Genomic DNA, 23,358 nt, shown 5'->3' with positions numbered 1-23,358 from the left:
ATCCTCTCTTAAAATGAGTGATTTTGATCTTCTGATGTCGGGGGCGGATTACTTGATTCAAGTTGAGGAGTTGGAGGACGTCGACCCCGCCGTGTTTACGGCGGTGCGAAACTATACCTATGACGATATTGCCATCCGTCTGCCGGAAGACCAGCTGTACGAGTAAAGGGAGGTTTTGAAGGCCAGCCTCCCAAACACGGCGGCCACAGCCAGCGCGGTCAAATCAAACCCCGCCAGCACCCAATCCCCATGTGCGAGGCTGGCTCCCAAATCCCGGTCTGTGGTCAAGGTGTTCACCAAAGGAAGCAGTGCCCACGCCAACCCATTTAAAACAAAAAAGTCTCGCCACAGCCCTTCCAAAGGCCGTAGCCACGCCAATACAAACGTCAGCCCCCAAACAATAAACAGGCTGTGCATCTCCCAGGCGGCTCGCCCGCTCCACTCGGCGGGCAACAAGCGGTTGGCCCAGAAGTAAGCCGCAATTCCAATCGGCAAACCCACGAACACCGCGGCGTAGAATCGCTCTACACTGGCGTAGGCGAAGCGGTTCTTGGTTTGCCTCTTTTTGAGCCAATATACACTGCCCGTGGCAATCATCAAGGTGCCGAGCAGGCCACTGAATACATAGAGCCAACGAAGGCCCCAGTCGGCGAACAGCCCTTCGTGTAGGGCGAGCAGCGTTTTCTCCACGGAGGCGGCACCTTCGTAGCGTTGGTCCCCGCCCTCGAGCCGTTCACCGGTGCTTGCCCGGTACAGTAGTTTATGAGGCTTGCCCTGGTAATGGCCGGGCGAGGTTTCATGTAAGTAAAACGACAGCCGGGCATTTCGGTCACCGGGGTGGAGAATATAGAGCTGGTTGATCGCCGCTCCGGTCTCCTTTTGGGCGGCTTCAAGAAGTGGCGCTACCGGCGCCATGGGCATGGTTTCGCCAGTTCGTGGCGCCGGTTCGGCCTCGGGGAACGCTTCGTGTCGAAAGGTTCGTTCACCCGCTTCCCCGTACTGAGCCGTCACAATCGGTTGCATAAAAGTCACGGCGAAAAACACCAGGCCGCTGTACACAATCATCACTTGAAAGGGTAGGGCCATAACGCTGGTGATGTTGTGAAAATCCAGCCAGGAGCGGGAGTTTCGAAAGAGGCGCAGGGTAAAAAAGTCGCGGAATATTTTGCGGTGAATAATGACGCCCGACACCAGGCCCACCAGCATCAGCAGCGTACACAGCCCCACCAGCCAGTAGGCGGCGGTTTCGGGCAGGTAGTGCAACCGCCAGTGCAGGCGATAGAGGGCTTTGCCTCCGCCGGTCTCTCGCGGCTGTAGCCATTCGCCGGTGTCGCCGTCCAAGGAAAAGTACTCTGACTGGCGCTGCGCTCGTTGCCCTTCGGGGCCACGAGGCGGTTGCCACTCAATCCAGAGGTTAGCGTTGCGCTCGGTGGGCAGAATAACGCCCCACCAGGTGGCCTCTTCTATGCCGAGAGCGTTGAGTCGGTTCATGCCCTGTTGAACCAGCTCGGCCCGCGTCATCTCCACGGCGCCGGCATCGGAGGGAACGCGATAAACCGGTTCGCTGGAATCGGGTGAAGAGCCGGCTTGTGGTTGCATGGCCAGAGGTCGCTCCGGCTCCATCCATCGGTCGATTTCGTAGTGAAAATAACCCATGGTGCCGGTCACAAAAATAAAATACATCACCGCGCTGAACAGAATACCCACCCAGCGGTGCAGCCACGCCATGGAGGCGCGAAAGCCTGACTTCATGCCGGGGTTCCCGTTTGCACGGAGAGTATTAAAAGGCTAAAGGTCCCACAGGCTAACGATGGAACCAGCAGTCCTCCCCAGGCCCGCCAGTGGTTGCGCACGGCGAAGGCCCAAAGGAAGGCGGCGGTGTACACAATAAAGCTGAGCAGTAGTGCCGTCAGTGTGGCCTGCGCCCGACTAACGGGAAGTGACAGCCCCAGCAGCGGCGGCAGAGTGATGCTCAACACATAGCCCCCGAGCAAAGCAGCCACACAGCGGGAGGCGATATCCAACAATAGCGGGGTGCGGGGTAGTGACTTGGGCATATTCAGTTCCCCTCGATAAACACAACAAAAGCGCGGAGGCAAAACCGCCGCGCTGATGGTGGGTATTATTGTAGCGCTTGGCTGATTAGAACCGCAGCGCCAGGCTCAGACGGACGTCCCGACCCGGTGCCGGGTAGCCGACGACGCCGTCATAACCACTAAGGTGGGTGAAGTCCTCGACGCTGCCGTGATCGAGGTAGTCTTCATTGAGCACATTTTTGACGGTCAGCGTCAGGCTCAGGCCATCCATTGCATCCGGTTCCCAGTGGGCGTAAATGTCGTGAACATCGTAGCCGGGCTTGTCGATTGTCGCTCCGGCGGACTCAACATAAATATTGTCCAGGTCCTGAACGATAGTGGCGATCCAGCCAAGATCGACGGTTGAGGTCAGTTGGTACGAGGTGTCGATGTTCAGAGTGTCGCCCGTAGAGGTGCCCAGGTAACCGTAGGCGTAGCGGGTGACCGGCTCGCCGTCGATCTCCGCAGTGGTGTCCAGGAAGCTCCACTTGGAGAACAGCTGCTCGCCGCTGTAGGTAAAGCCCATGGTGTAACCTTCGGACTCCAGGTCGCCCAGGTTTTCATAGTGACGAGACCAGGGGAGCGCATTGCCGATCGCATCGTCAATGGTGGTTTCGTGCACACCGGCATTGAACAGGAAGCGGCCGATTTCATAATCCAAACCTAGCTCAAAGTTCTTGGCCCGTTCGGCTTTCAGGTCCGGGTCGTTGGTAGTGCCGAACAACTTGAAACCATCGTTGGTTTCCACGCCGCGCAGCGCTTCGGCGTAGCCACCGCTGACGGTCAGGCGGCGGGTGAAGTCGTAGGAGAAACCAACGTTCGGGCTGAAACCCTCTTCGGTGAACTCGTTGCCTTCCTTATCCACCGCTTCGAATTCATCGTAACGGGTGCCGAATGTCAGCAACAGGGCGTCTGTGGCTTGGAAGTTATCTTGAACAAAAAGCCCCAGTACTTCACTGGTCTCTACAAAGGGATTAGGGGTGCCCGCTTCGCCGGCCAGCACTTCGTCCTCCCGGTAGTCGGTGCCGTATTCGATGCTGTGGTTGGCCGCATCACTGGTGTTGCTCAATGTAAAACCGGTGGTTTCCACCGAGCTCATGTAATTATCCCAGGGGCGGTAAATCTCAAAGTCGGTCAGGTAGACGTTGGTGTCGATGAAAACCAAGTCACTGTCCGGCTTGTCCCATTCGTATGTCACCGTGCTGGTGGCCCGGTCGAATTCCAAGTGCCGCAATGGGTTGTTCGGGCCTTCGCCCCATTCCGGCCGCATTAGCTTGTTGCCTTCTTCGGCCAGTTTTTCATGGCTCAGGCTAACTGAGTGGCCGCCGTCAAAGTCGCCCACCAGTTTCACAAAACCCAGTTCCTGCTCGGAGTTGGTGCCCGTCAGCTCGTTGTCGTTCGCATCTTCCATGTTGTCCTGGTCGGAGGTGACGTAGCTGCCCAGGGCGCTGAAGGTATTATTCAAGCGCCCAAAAACCGTGGCGCTGTGCTTGGTGCCCTCGCTGTTGGAGAAGTAGCCGGTTTTCAAAATGGCGCCCAGGTTGTCGCCGCCGAGCAAATCCGCGGGATCCTTGGTTTCAAACTTAATGGCGCCGCCCAGGGCCCCGGGGCCGCTGGTGGCATCGCCGGCGCCGACTTGCACGTGAACCTGTTTGAGCAGCTCCGGTTCAATGGTAATGCGCCCGGTGTGGTGGTAAGTCACGCCGGATTGGGTCGCGCCGTCCACGCTGATGTTGAGCGTGTCTTCGCCCAGGTTACGAACGTAAATTTTTTGCGCCGCCCCTACTGAACCGCCCACTAGAACGGAGGTCACACCAGAGAAGATGTCGTCCAAATCATTGGCTTGGCGGCGGTCCAGCTCCTCGGAGCCGAGCAGGCTGTCGACCGGCTGGCCAATCACGACCAGCTCTTCGGCGATGGAGTAAGGGTTTTCCGTGCCGTTGGTCTCGGTTTCTCCGGTTTGTGCAAAAGCGCCGGTGGGCGCAAGCGCCACCGCTAGAGCCAGCGGGCTAAGCATAGCGCTAAAAGGTGTCGCGTTTTTCATTGAGCGTTGCATGAGTCACGTCCTTTTCAGTCGATCTAAAAAAGAAGCATTATCATTTGCAGTTTGGCACCTGTAAACGATTGTTACACTTGTTACGACTTGGCTTTTGAATGGTCGAATCGAAGCGTCCGTCCGTCGCTTGGAGCCGCTTTCTGGGGGACCTGAGCGTCCAAATCGTCTACACTGAGCGGCCAACCAGTCATGTTCATCGTTAATAGGAAAAGCAGGGAAACGTAATGGATAGGATGACCTCACCGGCGAGCCTTTCACGCAGTCTTTTTTTGTGCCTGATTATCTTCCTCATCAGCTGTAGCCCGGGGGAAGACGCCGCTCATTCACCCGACAGCGCGAGCCAGGCTCCCCAAAGCGCTGGCACCGAAGCCTCCAACGCCTCCACGGCAATAAGCCCGCCGGCCACCAGTTTTGAATTGTCGGTGGCCGAATTGTCGCCCACCGAGGACGGGGGAGAATTTTCGCTATCCGGGGAGCTGACGCTGCCCGACGGCGCTGAGCTCTCGGCCGTGGAAGCGCTGTTGGAAGCCGAGCTTGCGGGAGAGCCTTTGCCCGTCGCGTGGGAGCCGGTCAAAGCCCCGGTCTCCTATCGCTTTGAGGTGCCCGCCATTGGCCAAACCGACGAGCCCCAAGCGTTGGTGTTGCGTTGGGATGGTGAAGCGGTGGGCTCGCCCCAGAAAGGCCAGCGCACCTTGACGGTACCCGCGATTGATCAGTTTGCCGTTACGGGGGCGCGGGTGGAGCGCCGACCGGAAGTTTACGTCTCCGTGAGTTTCTCCAAAGCCCTGAGCCGCCAACAGAATCTAAAGGGTTTGGTGCAGCTCAACGGCGAGGATGCGCGGGTACAGGTGGATGGCAGCCGGTTGCGCGTTTACCCGAGCGAAGTGCCCGAAGGGGAAGTGACCCTGCGGGTGCTAGAGGTCATCCGCAGTGCCGATGACCAGACCCTGGCGGACGACTACCAGCACAGCCTGGTGTTAAAGCTGGAAACCCCCGGCGTGCGCTTTACCGGAAGCAGTAGCATCCTGCCCCCCGCGGCTCAACTGTCCGTGCCGTTTGAAGCGGCAAACGTGGACTCGGTACAGGTAACGGCCTTTAAAATATTTGAAGGCAATATGGGCCAGTTTCTTCAGCACCACAGCCTGACCGAAGCGACCATGGACAACGCCACCGGTCGCTACCTGTGGCGCAAGACCTACCGCTTGCCCGAGCCGGCCAGCGAAGGCTGGGAGCGCTACAACCTGGACCTGACCGAGCTGATGGCCGACCACCCCGAGGGCATGGTTCAGCTTGAGCTGAGTGTGGACCGAAGCAACTCGCTGTACCCCTGCGACCAGCCCCGACCGGCGCAGCCCGAGGAAGACGCGCCCCAAAGCCACGAGGGCGACTGGTCCTACGGGGACGATCAGAAGCCCGCCTGGTATCAGCGCTATTACCAGTCCCAGGGGTACTGGGTGTACAGCGAGCGCAACAATCCTTGCCACCAAAGCTATTACCGCTATAGCAACCAAGTGGAAGCCCGCCGGGCCTTTCAGGTCTCGGAAATCGGCTTGCTCGCCAAGCAGGGTGGAAGCGACCGGTTGGACGTGATTGCCACCGGGCTGCTTGAGGCGAACCCGCTCGCCGGTACTCATATTCGCGTTTACAACTTTCAGCAACAGCCCATCGGCGAAGGCACGACCGACGAGTACGGCATGGCTTCGCTAACCGTCGATGGTCAGCCTTATTACCTGGTGGCCGAACGGGAAGGAAAAACCGGCTATCTGCGCCTTGCCCGCAATGAAGCATTGCCCACGAACCAGTTTGATGTGGGCGGGGAATCCGTGCGCGATGGGCTGAAGGGGTTTATCTATGGCGAGCGCGATGTCTGGCGGCCGGGCGATGATATTCACCTGACGTTTATTCTGGAAGACCCGGACAACCTCTGGCCCGCCAACCACCCGGTAACGCTGGACCTGTTTGACCCGCGCGGCAACAAGGTCACCAGTGAAGTGGCGCGCGAGCCGGTGGACGGTTTTTACACCTACACTCTGAGCACCGACGAAGCCGCCCCCACCGGCAACTGGCGCGCCGTGGTGCACCTGGGAAACCGGGTGTTCGACAAAGTCCTGCCCGTCGAAGCCATCATGCCCAACCGCCTAAAAATGGATTTGCGGTTTGAGCGAACGCCGTTGCGCCTGGATGCCATGCCGGCGCAAGCCACACTCTCGGCCCGTTGGCTGCATGGCGCGAGCGCGAAGGGCTTAAAGGTCGACAGCCAAGTGCGCCTGAGCCCCAAAACCACCACATTTGACGGTTACAGTCAGTTCACCTTTGACGACCCGGCACGGGAGTTTCAAAGCGCCTCTCAGTCGGTGTTCGAAGGCCACCTGAACGAGGAGGGCGAGGTCGACTTCCAGGTGCGCCTGCCGGTGGCCACCCCGCCGCCGGGGCAACTGCGGGCCACCTTTATCAACCGGGTGTTCGAGCCCGGCGGTGCTTTCAGCACGGCGCTGCGCGGGTTTGATTACTTGCCCTTCGAGCAATGGGTCGGGCTGCAAGTGCCCGAGGGGGATGGCTATAACGGGGCTATTGCGCGCAATCAGAGCCATCCGGTGACCTTTCAAAGTCTGAGTAGCGACGGTGAACCGATCGCGGAGCGCGAACTGGAACTGACGCTCTACAAAGTGGACTGGCGTTGGTGGTGGGACCGCGGCAACGATGATCTTGCCAGTTACGTCGCCAGTGAAAACCGCGCACCCATCGAACGCGAAACGCTCACCACCAACCAGCAAGGGCGCGCGAACTGGACTCTTGCCAAAGACACCTACGACTGGGGCCGTTATTTGCTGCGAGTGTGTGATACCTCCGGTAGTCACTGTGCCGGCGAGCTGATCTATTTGGGTTGGAATCGACAAAATGCTGTGAACCCATCGACCGCCACCCAGTTGATGCTATCCACCGACCGGGATGAGTACGAGGTGGGGGACACCGCCACTGTTCGTTTGCCCGCCATTGAACAGGGGCGCGTGCTATTCAGCTTGGAAAACGGCCGTGAAGTGCTCGAGCGCCGCTGGCTGGATCTCGAGCCGGGGCAAACCGACGTGACCATTCCCGTGACGGCGGCCATGGCGCCCAACGTTTATGCCCACATCAGTGTGCTGCTGCCCCACCAGGAGCGCGCCAGTGATGCGCCCATGCGACTTTACGGTTTGGTGCCCATTATGGTGGAAGACCCGGCCACCCGCCTTGAGCCTGAACTCAACGTGCCGGAGCAGGTGCGCCCGGAATCGAGTTTCGATATTACCGTGACCGAGTCGAATCAGCGGCCCATGACCTACACACTGGCCGTGGTGGATGAAGGGCTGCTTGGCGTTACCGGTTACCGCACGCCGGACCCGCATGAACATTTCTATCAGCGAGAGGCGCTGGGCGTTTACACCTGGGACTTGTTCGATCAGGTGGTCGGCGCTTACGGCGCGTCGCTCCAGCGGGTACTCGCCATTGGCGGTAGTGATGCCGACGACGAAGACGATGGCAACCCAAAAGAGCGGCGCTTCCCACCGGTGGTGCAGTTCTTCGGCCCCTTTACCCTAGAGGCAGGCGCAAGCCGCGACCATTCCGTGGAGCTGCCGCCCTACCTGGGCGAGGTTCGGGTCATGCTGGTGGCCGGTAAAAACCAAGCCTACGGCAAAGCCGAGCAGAGTGTGACCGTCACCCAACCCTTGAGCCTGCTGGCCACACTGCCCCGAGTCGTGGGCCCGGGGGAAACCATTTCCCTGCCGGTGCAGGTGTTCGCCAACGGTGAGGGTATCGAGGAGGTCAGCGTCAAGGCGCAAGCCAGTGACCTGTTTACCCTGCCCGAAGGTGAGGGTCAGTTGAATCTGTCCGATAAAACCGATGGCATCGTCGAGTTGACCTTGAAGGTGAATGACCAAATCGGCAAAGGGCAGGTGACGGTCACCGCCCGAAGCGGCGGGGAAGTGGCGACGCAGACCATTCATATCGAATCCCGCGCGCCCAACCCGCCCTCGGTGCGGGCCGAGCAGGCCATGGTACCCCCGGGGGAGGAGTGGACGTCTTTATTAAGCGCTCATGGCATGGCGGGAACCAACAGCGCCAGCGTTGAAGTCAGCCGCCTGCCGCCGCTGAACCTGGAGCGGCGACTGGGATACCTGCTCAATTACCCCCACGGCTGCCTGGAGCAGACCACCTCCACGGCCTTCCCTCAGCTGTATCTGCACAAGCTGGTGGAGCTCTCCGACGCCCAGGCCCGGGAGCGGGAAGACAATATTCGGGCGGCGATTGAAAAGCTGGGCCGGTTCCAACTGGCCGATGGCAATTTCAGCTACTGGCCGGGGGCAAGCTATGCCAACGACTGGGCCTCTCTTTATGCCGGCCACTTTCTGACCGAAGCCCGGCGGCTGGGTTACGGCGTCCCAACGGAGCGTTACAACCGCTGGCTGTCTCAGGCCCAGAGCGACGCCCGGCGCTTCCGTTACCAGAACGGCTTTGTTCAGGTGCAGGCGTATCGGCTTTACGTCCTGGCGCTGGCCGAACAGGCGGAAACCGCCGCCATGAATCGGCTGCGCGAGCAGCTGCGCCAGAATACGGATGTCGGCAACGCCACCTCGCGACGCTTGTTGGCAAGTGCTTACTATCAGCTTGGGCTACCGGATGCGGGCCAGGAGCTGTTGACCGGTGCCCAAGGTCTGCCGGACTACGAAAACCCTGGCTATACCTATGGCTCCGCCCTGCGGGACCGGGCCATTTGGTTGCAACTGCAGGTGCGGGCCGACAATCGTTCCGGAGCCTGGGAGCAGGCCGAAATGATTGCCCAGCAATTGTCCGAGGACCGCTGGTACAGCACCCAGTCCGTGGCCTGGTCACTGCTGGCGTTGGCGGAGTTTGCCGGCGAGCAGTCCGCCGACCAACCAATGAACTTTTCCCTGAAGGCCGGCGCGGACTGGCAGGCCCTGCAAAGTCAGCAGCACTGGTACCGCCAGGCGCTGACTTCTCCCTCTGTGGCGATTCGCAATGACAGTGAGCAACCACTTCGGGTCATGGTCACAAACCGGGGCACCCCGGCGGCGGCCAATGAACGGGCGACTCGCGAAGGGCTGGCTCTGGATGTTCGCTTCAGTACGCCGGGGGGCGAAGCGCTGGATATCGGCGAACTGCCCCAGGGCACCGACTTCCTGGCGGAAGTTACCGTCACGGGTGACTTCGAAGCGCTCGGCCGCTCGCGTATCGAAGACATTGCCTTGAGCCTGGTTATGCCCAGTGGTTGGCAAATCCGCAACGAGCGGCTCGAAGGCGGCGATAGTCCCGAAGGGTTCGACTACCTGGACATTCGGGATGACCGGGTGCTGGGTTATTTCAGCCTCTGGCGGGATTATCGCTGGCGCTGGCGTTACAACGACCGCCGTCAGGAGCAGGTGACTCTGCAAGTTGTGCTCAATGCCTCCTACGAGGGGGAGTTCTACCTGCCGGGCTGGCGAGCGGAGGCCATGTACAACGAGCGCATTCACGCCAACACCGAAGGGCAGTGGGTTCGCGTGGTAAACACTGACTAACCTATGAGCATGCGGCGTAGGAGGCTCGGGTGGACCGCGGGGGCGTTAGGCGGCTGTCTGCTCGCGGCGGTGGCTCTGCTGCAAGGGTGGCCCCTGCCCGAGGCGCTCCAGCAGCGGGACTTTTCCCGAATGCTGCTGGCCCGGAACGGTCAACTGCTGGGCGCCCGCATCGCGGGCGATCAGCAGTGGCGCTTCGCCCCGGTGGAACGGGTGCCGGAAAAATACCGGCAGGCACTACTGGCCTTTGAGGATGAACGCTTTCCCTGGCATCTGGGAGTGGACCCTATTGCCATTCTTCGTGCCACTTGGGGCAACCTCAAGGCAGGGGAGGTGACCAGCGGTGGCAGCACCTTGACCATGCAGCTAGCCCGCATGGTGCGGGAGGACCCGCCCCGCACCCTGGGGAACAAGGCACTGGAGGCACTGAGCGCGCTGCATCTGGAATGGCACTACACCAAAGAAGAGTTGTTGTCGCTCTATGCCAGCCATACGCCCTTCGGTGGCAATATTGTCGGCCTGCGGGCGGCCGCCTGGCGCTACTTCGGGCGAGAGCCGGGCCAACTGTCTTGGGCCGAGGCGGCCACGCTCGCAGTCCTGCCCAACAGCCCCGGCTTGATTCACCCCGGTCGTCAGCGTCAGGCGTTGCGAATCAGGCGCGATGCCTTGCTCCAACGCCTGGCGGAACAGGGCGCCATTGGCCCCATGGACCTAAAGCTTGCCGTTCGCGAACCTTTGCCGGAACGCCCCCGGCCGCTCCCCGACCAGGCCCCTCACCTGCTGGCAACGCTCGCCGGTGCCTACCCGGGCCAGACCGTGTTTGAAGCCACCCTCGACGCTAGCCTACAGGCAAGCGTTAATCGCATTGCCGAGCGCCACGCTCGTCGGCTTGCCCGAGAGGGCGTGCATAATATGTCGATCGTGGTAATCAATCACCGCGACATGACCTTGCGCGCCTACGTCGGCAACCGGGCCTCCAGCAACGCCGTGCGCTACGCCCCCGCCGTGGATATCGCCCAGCGCCCCCGTTCCACCGGCAGCATCCTTAAGCCTTTCCTCTATGGGTTCATGCTGGAGGAGGGAGAGCTCCTGCCCACCACCTTGGTGCCCGATGTGCCCGCCTACTTCGGCGGCTACCGCCCGGAAAATTACGACCGCCAGTACCGAGGCGCCGTCCCCGCCCACCGGGCCTTGGCCCGGTCTTTAAACGTTCCGGCGGTTCATATGTTGCGTGAGTACGGCATCGAGCGTTTCCAGCACCAATTGCAGGACTTGGGCATGTCCACGCTATTCCGGCCGGCGGAGGATTATGGTTTGAGTTTGATCCTGGGCGGCGCCGAGGGCACCCTTTGGGAGCTCACCAACCTCTACGCCCGCCTGACCGCCACCGCGCGAGACGGTCAACGCGAAGCTCTTCCCGCCCAGGCGCGGCGGTTCGCCGGTGAACCCGCGGCATTGATGCCACCGGAGCCCCTCGGGCAGGGCGCGGCCTGGCTGACGCTACAGGCGCTGATCAACGTCGTCCGCCCCGGGGTGGACAGCTTGTGGCGGGATTTCAGCGGCAGCCAGACCATCGCCTGGAAAACCGGTACCAGCTATGGCCTGCGCGATGCCTGGGCCATCGGCAGCAACGGTGGCTACACCGTGGGCGTCTGGGCCGGCAATGCCGGGGGCGAGCCGGCCGCTTCCCTGGGCGGGCAGCGCAGCGCCGCGCCGGTGCTATTTGACGTGTTCGAACAGCTGGGTGGGCAGCGCTGGTTCCCCAAACCGGAGAGCGCCCTGAAAACGGTCTCGGTCTGTCAGGCGGACGGCTACTTGACCGGCGGTCAGTGCCCCGCTCGGGAGATCGACGCGCCCAAGAACAGCCACTTCCAAACGGTCTCCCCCCATTTTCAGCGGCTGCACTTGGATAGCACGGGGCAGTTTCGAGTCCACGCCGGCTGCGAGCGGGTGGGCGCCATGCAGACCCGTGACTGGTTTATTCTGCCGCCGCTTCAGGGGTATTTTTGGCGACGGCAGCACAACGACTACCGCCCCGTACCGCCCTGGCGCCCGGACTGTGTCGCCCGCTTGAGCCAGTATTCGGACGACCAACCCATGGCGCTGATCTACCCCCGCGAGGGCAGTCAAGTGTATATTCCCACCGAGCTGGACGGACGCCGAGGCCGGGTCGTCCTGCAAGCGGTTCACCGGCGGGCGGACACTCCCCTGTTTTGGCATTTAAATGAACGCTTTCTGGGCCAAACTCGCGCCTTTCACGAACAGGCGGTCTCTCTGGAGCCCGGCTGGCACAAGCTTCGGCTCGTGGACGGGGAAGGTTATCACCTGGAAAAATGGTTCAGAGTCTTGGGCTCGGAGTGAGAATCCGTTAACCTTGTCACGCTTATGGCGCGAGGGTTGTGGCACTATGCGCCTTTTCCCCATTGACACGGAACCACAAGGAGTGAACGTCATGCGACCTGCCAGACGACACTGTTCCACCTCCCCATGGTTTGTTTTCCCTCATGGCCCCTCTTCTCAGTTGGGCGGAACCCGAGCGGCCGAACATCAGGGACAGGAGTAAGCGAATGACCCAAATAGGAGAAGGCGTCGCCGCCGGCGGCGGCAAGGGCCCGAAGAAACCCGACCTGGAAGAAAACCACTGGCTCGAGCTGGAATACCGCTACCAGAATGGCGCCCCCATCTATGGCACCTACCAGGCCCTGGACAGCGAAGGCATGCTCTGGCGCGGCCGCTTAAACGACGAAGGCCAGGTCTGTCTGGCGGGTCTGCCCGCCGGCAACGTCCAGGTCAGTTTGCTGCCGGAAGAGGACACCGACAACGAGCTCCAGGAAACCCGCAAGGCCATCCAGACCGTCCTCGATCAAATCATCGCCGACCAGCGAGCCGAGGCCGAAGAGTACGAGCGCGAACTGGAACAGATGGGCGGCCCCCGCCGGGCCTATACCCATATCCACTCCTTCGGCAAAGGCCTGTGGAGCGGCGCCGTTGGCGTAATCGAATTCGTTGGCGATACCGCCTACAAAATCGTCCAGGTTTCCGACTACCTCGGGCCGGCTAACCAGGTTGGCAACCTCCTTAAGTCGGGCTACCAGAGCTATCAAAGCGGCGAGTTAACCTGGGACGAATGGTACGACAGCGTCAACGAAAACCTGCAAAATGAACATAAAAAAGACCTTGCCCGATTATTGGGCGTCGAGCCCGATGACCTGAGTGAAGAGCGCCTGCGCGAGCTCATGCAAATGATCGCCGAGGCCTACGACATTGCCGCCTTCATCGCGGATGACCAGAAAACCCAGGACATGCTCAAACAGTTCGCCGAGGATATGGCCGACGCCCAGCACAGCGTCGAATGGGCCGAGTTCGCCGGCGCCGGCGTATTCGAACTTATCCTCGGTGCCCTGCTGGCCATCTTCACTGGCGGCGCCGGCAACGTCGTCCAAGCCACCTCCAAGCTCCGCCACGCCGCAAGGCTGCGCAACCTGGGCCACCTATTCCGCAAACTGGCCCGCCTACTGCGCCGCAAAAAGCTCAACAAAAGCGTGGACGCGCCGGTGGATCAGAAAACGAGCACAAAGACCGATCAGCCGGACATCATTGAGTTGAAGGCCAGCAGGGACCAAAATGGTTCAAGGTCAGGGGCGCGCACGGCATTGTCGCGCTCAGAGATGGAGGCGGCAATTTTGAATAGAGTAGGGGCTGATTTCAAAAGTAGCCCCTTAAGAAAAGCATATGAAGAGGAGGTGGCATCTTTGTCTAGGTTCTCAGATAAGATTAAGCCCGGAATGTCTCTTGGCGATAAGAAGGCTTTGGCTATTGAGGCTAATGAGGCCAGAAGAGCGTTGGGGGTTAAGTATAAAAACGCTACACCGGAGCCGCTTAGAGACTTTATCTATGATGTGAATATGAAAAGGTATGATGGAGACCCCTTAGGTCCGACCGTGGAATTTTTGGTAAATGAAAAAGGTAAGAGTTACACGGACATTATTAAGTCCGCCTCAAGGCCAAATCCAGATGTGGACAGGTTGTTATCTGGGTTTGGTGACTGGTTGAAAGAACAGCCGGAGGAGTACATTTTGAAGCACGGACATCCCTAAGGTGAGAGGTTAATATGCTTGTTAAAAATAAGGCCGACAAAAGCCGTTTGCTGGATATCGATCTGAATAGTGGGCGGACTCAAGAAATGTCTAGATCCGAAGCTACAGTTTCCCCCAAGAAGAAAGGGTTCTTTGAAGAGTGGTCCAGGGGTTACATGTACGTACTTTCAGGAAAATCTGGGCCCTACCTCACAGTTGGTCAAAGAAAATATTACTTTAGCAACCCAGAGTGGAGCGCAGAAGTTGAGAAACTTAAAGATGAAAATGTGTTTCGCCTATGGGAGAGAGGAAGGCTCGTAATAGAAGAGCTATATTCGCCGCCTCAGGTAGATGATCTTGATCCGTGGTCTGATGAAGAGTCCGAAGACTTCTTCGTCTGGCTGTCCAACAAGAAAAATGATGAAGAATTTATAGAAATGTGGACGGATGAATAATCGAGAGTTAGATCCGGGCCTAACTAAGAGGGTGCGGCAGATATGAACTTGACGATGCCGGAACAAAGGGGCGTTCTCGTAGAATTTGATGAGAGAAACTTGTCTGTAAAAAGGATGGCTAGATTTCGCTCCCCGAAAAAAGGCGTTCTCTCGTTCATTCAAGGACACACCGTGGCGTTATATGAGAAATCCGGCGGCTTGGTTCTGCAAATTGATCACCAGGTGTGGGATCTTTTGTCTGATCGTGTTGCCCTCAGCTACCATCACGACTTCAAGTCAAGAACTACCTTGTTTAAGGTGAGCGACGACCTAGCTGAATTCTCGGTTGATTATCCGGCCTGGTGGTCATCTATACCGAACTTTCAGCCCGTCGAACCTGAAATGGACGCTGAAGAAGACTTTATGGCGTACGTGATAGAAGTGTCGAAAGATCCAGGCCTGTGTAAGTCGCTGGTGTCTTTTTGGTCATGAACGGACGGTGCTGGAGACCATTGTTGCGGGTCGAAAGGAAAGTAACAGGTTCAGATGAGGCGAGGTTTTCAAAAAGGGAAAGAAGGAGCTAAAGAAAAAAGGATAAGCATGCGCAGCCTGACGGTCGCTCTCAGGGCTGTGGCTACAGTTATACTAACGAGGATTGGAAATAACATGATAAAGCTTTATAGAATGATGGTGGTGCTATTGTTCTCTTCCTGTTTGGCCACTGTTAGCTGTGCTGGTAGCACCCCTCAAAAAGTGGGCGCTTCTGGAACTTTGGGTAAAGAGGAAGAGGGTTGCGGGGATTCGGTGCAGGATATTCAAGAGTACGATAGATTTTTGGATGTGTTCTCCGAAGCAGTCAACGTAAGGGATTGGCTATGTGTGACGGCGCTAACCGGGTTTCCGTTGGAGGTTAGAGCTGAGCTGGATGGTGAGGAAGCGTTGGCTTTAGATAGGTCCGATTTCCTGAGTTTTATAAAACAGTTTTTCAAGGAGGAAACGTATTTGAATATTGATGATAATCTAGTTCAAACTACTTATCGGGAGATTATTTTAAATCGGGAGGAAGAAAAGGAGGTTTTTGGCAACGAAGTTTATTTGCATGGATTTGTCTTTAAGAGGGAGAGTGGCGGATGGAAGTTGGAAGTTGGAAGAGATAGTAACCCACACTCATATTATACAGGCGTTTAAGGATGAGTATGATGAAAACACGGGATTCCCTGTTAGTGAGTCGTCTATGTTGGCGCGTATAGCTTTATGCAATTCTGTTGATCGGTCGGTGAGCTGGGTGAGGTTAGGAGTGTCATGCTTATCTTGATCGTGGTTATTGTCAGGGTAGAGTTGATGGTTCCGCACTGTGCCTTAATCCAAGGCTAACGAGTTTTTATATGAAGCGCTTTAAATTGTTTGATCATGTCTCCGAGTCTCCCACGCGCCCTCACCATGATGAGCGCTCAAAAGCGTTTGACGTTCGGGATCTGACAAGAGGCCCTTTCGGTCAGTCGCAGGAAGTGCGCTCGGAGGGGTTGGATGAAAAACTTCGCAAAGCGTACTTCTGGATCGTCAATCACGCTATTATAAGCCCTTATTACGATATTGAGTATAATGATTCGCCCCCTCGGGTTCTGCACTTCGGCGATAGTCAGTCACCGTTGAGCTTGCCTTCCGATCAAAGCTACTCAAGTTTTATTCTATTGCCGCTGTTAACCTTCGCGGCGCGTCGCAAGTGCCTGTTTATCGGCGGGCCCGGACGGGGGAAAACGGCGTCCGCGTTGCTGATGGGCGTGCTTTCCGGCTATTCGCCCAAGACCGTGAAGCGTAATATGCTGCACGGTCACCCGCAAATGACCACAGCGGACTTGCTTGGCAACCCGTTGCCGGCTGACTTGATGAACGCAGAACAAGAGTCGGACATCCGAATTGCCTGGCGGGACTGGCTCGCCATGCGAGTTAAGATTGTGGACGAGTACAACCGTATACCTACACGCACGCAAAGTAGCCTGCTGACGGTGTTGGGCGATAACTACGCCGAGATGTTTAATCAGATTTATGAATGTCCGCCCTCCGCTTGGTTTCTGACCGCCAATGACGATGAAGGCGGTGGAACCTATCAGGTGATCGATGCCTTGAAGGATAGGATTGATGTGGCGGTTCAAGCGCTCGCCTTTAACCCTAGGTTTCTGGAAGATCTGTTGCTGCGCGTTGAGGAAGGCCTGGACCCGGCGGAGCTGCTACCGCAAAGCCTGGTTTTTAGTGAGCAGGAGCAGGACGAGCTGGAAGCGCAGATTAAGAGCGTCGTGGTTCCCGAGTCGGTACGCCGACGGTTGGAGTTCTTTGCGAGTCAGTTCGAGTTTAGCGAGTACTCTGCTCACCAGTTTGAGTACAAAAGTAAGGATACGTCCCGGCTGGCCGGAATACCCCGCCACGAGGTTTCTTTGCTGGAGGATGGACGCGACCGGTTGGCGGAGATTAACTGCCAAACTCGGAATGGCTTGTCTGTCCGAAGCCTTATGTCGCTGTTGGTTTACGCGAAGGCCATCGCCTTTTTCCGGGGGAACCAGGCTGTGCACCTGAGTGACTTGCGCCAGGTTTTGCCTTTTGTGCTCCATATCCGCCTTATTCCGGACCATGATGCTCCGTTTTTTCAACAGACCGAGAATGCCACCTACCGAAGCGATCGAATCGGTTGGTTACGCCACCTGTTTGATCTCAGTTGCCGGGAGTTTGAGCGTCAGGGACGGGAAACATCTGATCCGGTGGCTGAATTAAAGCGCAGCCTGGAGTTGGGTTTAAGTGATGTGTCGCTTAAGGAGTGTCGGGCCCGGCTTCAGAAAATCGAAACCGAGTTGGACAGACTGAGCCATGGCGCAAAGCTCAATGCGGGTATTTATGACGATGTCCTCGCGCTCAAGTATATGCATCAACGCTACACCAACTACTTGAATTGGCTGGTGTCCAATCGTTGATATGCGATGTGTGTGGCTGAAACAAGCGTTGGAGCAAAATGCCGAGGAGTTGAACCATCGGGTTCGACTGGCTCGGTTTCACTCCCCTCGGTTCTCCGCTTCGGCGTTTTCCGGGTTTCTGGCGCAGTGGCTGGACTCACTGTGTGAGTCGCTTGCTGATTGGCCCGCAGAGAAGCAAGAGCAGTTGCTGGAGGTGGGCTTTGAGACCGGTTTGATTCTTGAGCAGCACGGCCGGTTACAGGGCGCCGCGGCCGAACCTTATCGGCGGTTGTTTGAACGAGTGCTTCCGGTGTGGTTATCGCTGCACCCGGAAGCCGTTGCCTGCATTTCGGCGCTTTTGAATACGCTATTCAAACTCCCCGGCGATGAACGTCGCGCCCACTTCCTTGATGACTGGCAAGCTCTACGGCCGGAACCATCGCAATGCGAGTCGTTTTTGCTGGTGCTCGCTTGGCGTCACGGTTTGGTGGAGTATCGGGAAGCGGCTCTGTCAATACTCTCAAGCGTTGATATCGAGACATTCGGCTTGCACCAGCCTGAGCGAATCACCTCGCCTTGGTGGCATGCCTGGGACGGGCGCTGGCAAGAGGCGCCGCAGCGGCTGGGTGCGCACAAGCTGCTCAATGGTGATTTTGAATCCCAGCCGACGTTGGGGCTGGCCAATGGCACTGCGGTGATTCAGGCGGGAAGGGATCAGTGGTATCTGTACGCGGACGCCTACGGCACCAGGCTGCTGCCCTTGGGGAAAACCGTTGTGTTGGAAGGCGTTTCTGCTCGCGTAGCGCGGGAGCTTCGCCAAGCCATCCCGGCGGACTTGGCGGACCCCTGCCAACATCTGAGAACGGAAAGCCTCGATTTGATCACGTTCAAGAACAGCTATCAGGTCCTGTTGCTGCCTCGCCAGGGGGCTGAGCAATGAACGGCGAGGCTCGCATGGCCCATTGGCGTGAAGCCTGGCAGCGGGCGCTCGGGGTCTGGAGTCAGCACCTTCAACTGAGTGAGCCGCTTTGGTGCTACTCCATGGAGGAAGCGCGGGAGCAAGGGCTGACCCAGAGCTTTGCGGCCATCCGACTTCATACCCAGCGCGTGCTGATCAACCTGCGGGAAACCCGGACGCGGAACATTGATGACTTGGCCACGGAAATTCTGGCCCATGAAATCGGTCACCATGTTTACGCGCCCGCCAATATGACGCAGCACCTGCAGTTGCTTTGCGTTATACGGCAGAGCTTGCCCACGCTTGAGGCGCAGGCGCCGTTGGTGGCAAACCTCTACACGGACCTGCTCATTAATCATCACTTGCAGCGTCGGTGTAATCTGTCCATGGCAGAGCTTTATCGTCGGCTCATCACGCCCTCCTCTGGGCAGCCCAGTCAAACCTGGGGGCTGTATATGCGTATTTACGAATGCCTTTGGCTGATGCCGGGGGGAAGTCTCGGCGGCTATACCAAAGACGATGCGGGGGAGGGCGATGCCTGGCTTGGGGCCGGGATACTCAAAGTCTACGGCAAGGATTGGCTTACGGGCGCCAGTCGGTTTGCCTCATTGTTGCTCCCCTACCTGGTGGATGATCAGGCGGCGCTGAGGCGCCAGTTCGGGCCTTTGGTTGATATGGAAGAGGCCGGACGCGATTGCCCCGGCGCGCCCCTCGTAGAGGTGCCTCATATTCCGGTCGTCCATCCCAGTCGAGACCCGGCGCTGGGTGGACAGGCTGAACCCTCCTCGCCCGCCGAGGGCTCGTTCGTCGAGCCGGCCGCCCGGTCGGGCTCTCAGTCCGTCGAGCCCCAGGAGTACACGGAGCTCTTGGCCGCCAGTGGCCTTCGGCTCTCCGAGGCCAAGGCGGCTATCCGTTACTACCGGGAAAAGGTGCGCACCATCCCCATCCGTTATCCCAGCGCGTCGGTGAAGATCTCGACCGAGCCCGAGCTTGAGGGCTACACGGTATGGGAGCCCGGCGAACCGGCCGAAGCCATAGATTGGGTGGCCTCCGCTAGCCTGAGCCGCACCCCTGTCCCCGGACTTACGACCCTTAAGCGTGTGTACAATCAGACCCCCGAGCCCAGTGGCGCTCGCCAGCCCTACGACTTGGACCTTTATGTGGACTGTTCCGGGTCCATGCCCAACCCGCAGCGCCAACTCTCCTATCCGGCGCTGGCCGGCGCCGTGCTTTGTCTTGCCGCTTTGCGTTCCGGCGCGCGGGTTCAGGCCTGCCTCTGGAGCGGCGCGCGACAGTGTTTGGTCACCGAAGGCTTCGTCCGGGATGAACGCCAACTGCTTGGCGTGCTCACCGGTTATTTCGGCGGTGGTACCAGCTTTCCGATTCATCGCTTGAGGGAGACCTATGCGAAGCCTATGGCACGCCCGACGCACATCGTTGTTCTATCCGATGAGGGCGTGAGCACCCTGTTTGAACAGGATGACCAGGGTAACGAGGGCGCGGACATCAGTGCCCGCGCGCTCAAACACTGCGGCGGCGCCGGCCACTGGGTACTTGATATGAATCTGGACCTGGGCGGGGTCGTGTCCCCCTGGCAGGAGCGATGGGTGGCCCCGCTGCGCCTGGGGCTTGAACAGGGGTGGCAGCTCCATCAAGTGGCCGGCCTGCCGGCGCTGCTGGAGTTCGCCCGGGCTTTCGCCCAAGACCACTATGGGCCCCGGCGATGAGTATGAGAGAGGGGCCGGCCCTATCCCGGTTGCACCGTCGCCTGCTTGCCTTTCCAACAGGGGGCGCGACCGATGTGAATATTGCCGCACTGACCCACGACTTGCTCTGGACCTTCGCGCGGGAAGGTGAAGGGTTACCCGAGCTTCCCCAAGCCTTGCCTGCGTCCTCCCCCAAGCCGTTACTCGCCACCTTGGTGTGGTTGTTGGCGGATGAGAGCTTTCGCGGTTACCCTCTGACGCCGGAACAAGTGGTGCACGTACTGGATGGCTTTGCCAGAACCGATACCCTGGCGAACCCGTTCAGTGAGCGAGGCATTGCCAGCGAGGATTGGCGAGAGGAGGTGCTGCGGCTTCTGCTCAGTGCTTTAAACTTATTTCCCGAGGGGGAAACCCTTGTGCAGGCGGAGGACCGGCTGCTTATGGTGAGCTCCTCGGAGCGGCGCCGGGTACTCGATGCCGCCCGCGCCGCTGAGCAGCGTGCCGCGGCCGTTCGCCAAGCACTGGCGGAACAAAAGGCCCGGGAAGCGGCTGACAAATACAGCCGCGAGTGAAACCGATGACGAAGAACTATGAAGACAACTGGCCCCAGTTGCCCGAGTACGCCAAGGCCCGCCTACAGCACTTGCGGGATGCGCCGGACGCCCCGCAATTTACCGGGCAAAGTGGCGCCCGCTTGCAGCCGGCCGAGCTGGATCGTTTGATGAAAAGCAAGCCCGCCCTGCAAGCGGACCCCCAGGCGTCACCCGATTGGCTGGCGACGTTCGTGCACCAGTGTCTGAGTCAGGTGCCGCGTTATCGTTCATACACAACCGAGTACGCCAGGCATTCGTTTGAAGCGCTCCCTTGTGTCTCTCGGGCAGATCTGAGCGCCGATATTGGCGCTTTCGTGCCCGACAACCTGCCATTGGATGAGCTAATTGCCTATGAAACCAGTGGGACGACGGGTCATCCACTGATTATTCCGTCCCACCCCCGTGTGGCCGCCCGGTATCATTGTTTTCATGAAAAGGCGCTCAACTGGCACGGGGTGGATTTACGTGGGCAGGATGGGGCCACCGGCGTGGTTTTGGCGGGCTTTCAGAAGCGTTGCTTTACGTACGTATCGGTCATTCCCTACTGGGGGTACAAAGGCTTGGTCAAGCTTAACCTCCACCCCGATGACTGGCCAGAGCCCAAGGCTCGCCAGCGCTACCTGGACACCCTTAAGCCAATCCTGATCTCGGGGGACCCGTGCAGCTTCATTGAGTTGCTCGCCATAGAGTTGAAACATAAACCCAAAGCGCTTTTGTCCACGTCGATGACGCTTCTAGAGGGGCTTCGCCAGCGGCTGGAGAGTACATTTGAATGCCCGGTGGTGGACTGCTATTCAATGAACGAAGCGGGCCCCATCGCCGCGGCCGATGGCCGCTACCCCGGTATGCGATTACTTCAGCCGCATCTGCACGTGGAAATCGTTAATTGTTCGGGCGAACCTCAGCCATTGGGTGTTCGAGGGGAGGTCTGCCTTACCGGCGGCTTTAACGACTACTTGCCTTTGTTGCGCTACCGAACCGGGGATTACGCTTCTCTATGGCGTAGTCCGGAAGGTCACTTCTACCTGAACGCATTGAGTGGACGTCCACCCGTCCGTTTTTATACTCAGAGTGGTTGGATTAACAATGTGGACATGACCCACCGGCTTCAGCCGTTTGCCCTGTCACAGTTCCAACTCCATCAGAATCGGGACGCAAGTGTGACGTTACAGTTATCGGAACACTGCGACCAGCATCAACTTATGAACACGTTGACCGATGTTTTCGGGTCGAACTGGCCCATCAAGATTCAGCAGACAATGGCCCGAACAGAAAAGGTGGTCCAGTACACCAGCGACTTTCCCGGAGGCTTGTGCCAATGATTTCCCTGCAAGCGTTGGAATACGGTGCCAACGCGGTCTATCTTATTAGCGTTTTTTTGGCAGCTCGCAACAGCATTCATACCTGGTGGATCGGTGTGGTTGGCTGCCTTTTGTTCGGGTGGCTGTTCTACCGCGTTCAACTCTACGCGGAGGTCAGCCTCATGGGCTTCTATGTAGTGACCAGTTTTATCGGCTGGTACCACTGGGCCCAGGGGAAGGCAGAGTCTGCCATAAGAACAACGCATTGGTTTGAGTTGGGTTTATACCTACTGGCCGCGCTGGTGGTTACGGGGCTTTACGGTTTTGTTCTGGGGCTGACAACCGATGCTTTTGCCCCGTTATGGGATTCGGCGGTCACGCTCTTTAGCGTACTGGCGCTGTTTTTGATGATGCATCGTCGTATCGAGTGTTGGTGGTTCTGGTTGATAGTCAACACGCTTGCCATTCCGCTGTACTTGGAGAGGGAACTTTGGGTGACGGCGGCGGTGTATACGCTCTTCTGGTTTAATGCTTGGTATGGTTTTTTTGTATGGCATCGTCAATATCGAAGCGCGCTGCGAAACACTTCGGAACCGGTCTCGTCGTAGGCAAGTTCTCCCCATTGCATCACGGCCACCGCTACCTTCTGGATCGTGCGCACGAGGAGTGTGAGCGGCTCGTGGTCATAAGCTATTCGCGACCCGAGTTTCCGGGGTGCACCAAAACGCTCAGGGAGCACTGGCTGGCCCGTTGGGCTCCTCGAGCTCAACGGCTGGTTATCGACGCGGCGGACTGTGCCCGGTGGCAGGTTAGCGCCGAATGGGCTTTGGCTATGCCCGACAATGGCGCCGCCGACCGGGAGCAGCAGGCGTTCTGCTTGGCACTATGGCGGCATCTGTTCCCGGACGTTCTCCTTGATGCGGTATTTACCAGCGAGGCTTATGGGGATAGCTTTGCCAGCTACCTTAGCGAAGGTTTGAACCGGCCGGTGGTTCACCGGTGTGTTGATCGGAAGCGTCTCAGATGGCCGGTATCGGGATCAGGAGTGCGGTCCACGGGTATGGGGGGCAGCTCCTTTTGTGAAGGCGAAATACTCGCGGACATGCGCTGTGCCCGTATTGCATTGGTGGGGGCGGAGTCCACGGGAAAAACCACGCTGTGCCGCGAACTGGCGGAGTCTTTGGGTGTGCCCTGGGTCCCGGAATACGGCCGAGAGCTCTGGGTGCGTCGCCAGGGAGAGTTAACTCCTGAGGATCTCCTGGAAATCGCCCGGGTGCAAATCGAGCGGGAGGATGCTGCCGTGCGGCGTGCCCGGTTAGAGGGTGCCTCGGTCGTGCTTTGCGATACCACGCCCCTGACGACCCTGATCTATTTTCGTGCGCTCTTTCCTGGCCGGCCCGTCCCGGCTGAGTTGCTCGCATTGGCGGAGCGCCCCTATCACCAGTGGTGGCTATGTGAGCCCGACTTCCCCCTGGAACAAGATGGCACTCGGCAAGACGAGACCTTTCGTCAGGCGCAGCACCACCAGTACCTCGCCGAGCTGGAAGCTAGAGAAGTCTCCTACTTGCCTTTAACCGGAACACTGAACGAGAAGAAAGTCCGGCTCTCCCGCTACATCAACAACCAAGTCGCCTCTGCCTAAAACCGTGTTCGCCTGCCGCCAGA

Annotated in this window: 16 protein-coding genes; 13 read left to right on the top strand and 3 right to left on the bottom strand. The window is 58.6% G+C overall.

Annotation, left to right across the window (positions count from 1 at the left end; translation table 11 throughout):
• Positions 1–117 precede the first annotated feature (117 nt).
• The 3 genes from AAE514_RS05405 to AAE514_RS05395 form a co-directional block, all read right to left on the bottom strand.
• Complete coding sequence (locus AAE514_RS05405) at positions 118–1,752, bottom strand: PepSY-associated TM helix domain-containing protein (protein WP_347330495.1); 1,635 nt, start codon at positions 1,750–1,752, stop codon at positions 118–120.
• Complete coding sequence (locus AAE514_RS05400) at positions 1,749–2,057, bottom strand: DUF3649 domain-containing protein (RefSeq protein ID WP_347330494.1); 309 nt, start codon at positions 2,055–2,057, stop codon at positions 1,749–1,751. Before AAE514_RS05400 ends, AAE514_RS05405 begins: the two co-directional genes overlap by 4 nt.
• Before the next feature lie 85 nt (positions 2,058–2,142).
• Positions 2,143–4,131, bottom strand: a complete 1,989-nt coding sequence (locus AAE514_RS05395; protein WP_347330493.1) for a TonB-dependent receptor domain-containing protein — start codon at positions 4,129–4,131, stop codon at positions 2,143–2,145.
• 224 nt (positions 4,132–4,355) lie between these two features.
• On the opposite strand from AAE514_RS05395, the gene AAE514_RS05390 reads away from it, so the two are divergent.
• From AAE514_RS05390 to AAE514_RS05330, 13 genes are all read left to right on the top strand, one after another.
• Positions 4,356–9,686, top strand: a complete 5,331-nt coding sequence (locus AAE514_RS05390; RefSeq protein WP_347330492.1) for an alpha-2-macroglobulin family protein — start codon at positions 4,356–4,358, stop codon at positions 9,684–9,686.
• Positions 9,687–9,689: 3 nt separating this feature from the next.
• Positions 9,690–12,044, top strand: a complete 2,355-nt coding sequence (gene pbpC, locus AAE514_RS05385; protein WP_347330491.1) for a penicillin-binding protein 1C — start codon at positions 9,690–9,692, stop codon at positions 12,042–12,044.
• Positions 12,045–12,250: 206 nt separating this feature from the next.
• Positions 12,251–13,780 carry a hypothetical protein gene (locus AAE514_RS05380; protein WP_347330490.1) on the top strand — a complete coding sequence of 510 codons (1,530 nt, stop codon included), beginning with the start codon at positions 12,251–12,253 and terminating at the stop codon, positions 13,778–13,780.
• A 14-nt stretch (positions 13,781–13,794) separates the two neighbouring features.
• Positions 13,795–14,214: a hypothetical protein gene (locus tag AAE514_RS05375; RefSeq protein WP_347330489.1), complete on the top strand. Its 420-nt coding sequence runs from the start codon at positions 13,795–13,797 to the stop codon at positions 14,212–14,214.
• Between the two features lie 42 nt (positions 14,215–14,256).
• Positions 14,257–14,685, top strand: coding sequence for a hypothetical protein (locus tag AAE514_RS05370; protein ID WP_347330488.1), 429 nt, complete (start codon positions 14,257–14,259; stop codon positions 14,683–14,685).
• Between the two features lie 54 nt (positions 14,686–14,739).
• Positions 14,740–15,381: a hypothetical protein gene (locus AAE514_RS05365; RefSeq protein WP_347330487.1), complete on the top strand. Its 642-nt coding sequence runs from the start codon at positions 14,740–14,742 to the stop codon at positions 15,379–15,381.
• 197 nt (positions 15,382–15,578) lie between these two features.
• On the top strand, positions 15,579–17,156 hold the full coding sequence (locus tag AAE514_RS05360) for a MoxR family ATPase (protein WP_347330486.1): 1,578 nt from the start codon (positions 15,579–15,581) through the stop codon (positions 17,154–17,156).
• A gap of 10 nt (positions 17,157–17,166) precedes the next feature.
• The gene (locus AAE514_RS05355; protein ID WP_347330485.1) at positions 17,167–18,075 is read left to right on the top strand and encodes a hypothetical protein; all 909 of its coding nucleotides are present in this window, start codon (positions 17,167–17,169) and stop codon (positions 18,073–18,075) included.
• The gene (locus AAE514_RS05350; RefSeq protein WP_347330484.1) at positions 18,072–19,820 is read left to right on the top strand and encodes a hypothetical protein; all 1,749 of its coding nucleotides are present in this window, start codon (positions 18,072–18,074) and stop codon (positions 19,818–19,820) included. The genes AAE514_RS05355 and AAE514_RS05350 overlap by 4 nt, the downstream gene beginning before the upstream one ends.
• A complete protein-coding gene (locus AAE514_RS05345; RefSeq protein ID WP_347330483.1) occupies positions 19,817–20,371 on the top strand; it encodes a hypothetical protein in 555 nt (184 codons plus the stop codon). Before AAE514_RS05350 ends, AAE514_RS05345 begins: the two co-directional genes overlap by 4 nt.
• Before the next feature lie 5 nt (positions 20,372–20,376).
• Complete coding sequence (locus tag AAE514_RS05340; protein WP_347330482.1) at positions 20,377–21,714, top strand: AMP-binding protein; 1,338 nt, start codon at positions 20,377–20,379, stop codon at positions 21,712–21,714.
• Positions 21,711–22,301: a nicotinamide riboside transporter PnuC gene (gene pnuC, locus AAE514_RS05335; protein ID WP_347330481.1), complete on the top strand. Its 591-nt coding sequence runs from the start codon at positions 21,711–21,713 to the stop codon at positions 22,299–22,301. The genes AAE514_RS05340 and pnuC overlap by 4 nt, the downstream gene beginning before the upstream one ends.
• Positions 22,244–23,335 (top strand): AAA family ATPase, encoded by a 1,092-nt coding sequence (locus tag AAE514_RS05330; RefSeq protein ID WP_347330480.1) that lies wholly within the window; start codon positions 22,244–22,246, stop codon positions 23,333–23,335. The genes pnuC and AAE514_RS05330 overlap by 58 nt, the downstream gene beginning before the upstream one ends.
• Positions 23,336–23,358: the final 23 nt, after the last annotated feature.

The sequence above is a fragment of the Marinimicrobium locisalis genome (genome assembly GCF_039822625.1).
Taxonomy (GTDB): domain Bacteria; phylum Pseudomonadota; class Gammaproteobacteria; order Pseudomonadales; family Cellvibrionaceae; genus Marinimicrobium; species Marinimicrobium locisalis.
This window is presented reverse-complemented; position numbering and strand designations above follow the sequence as displayed.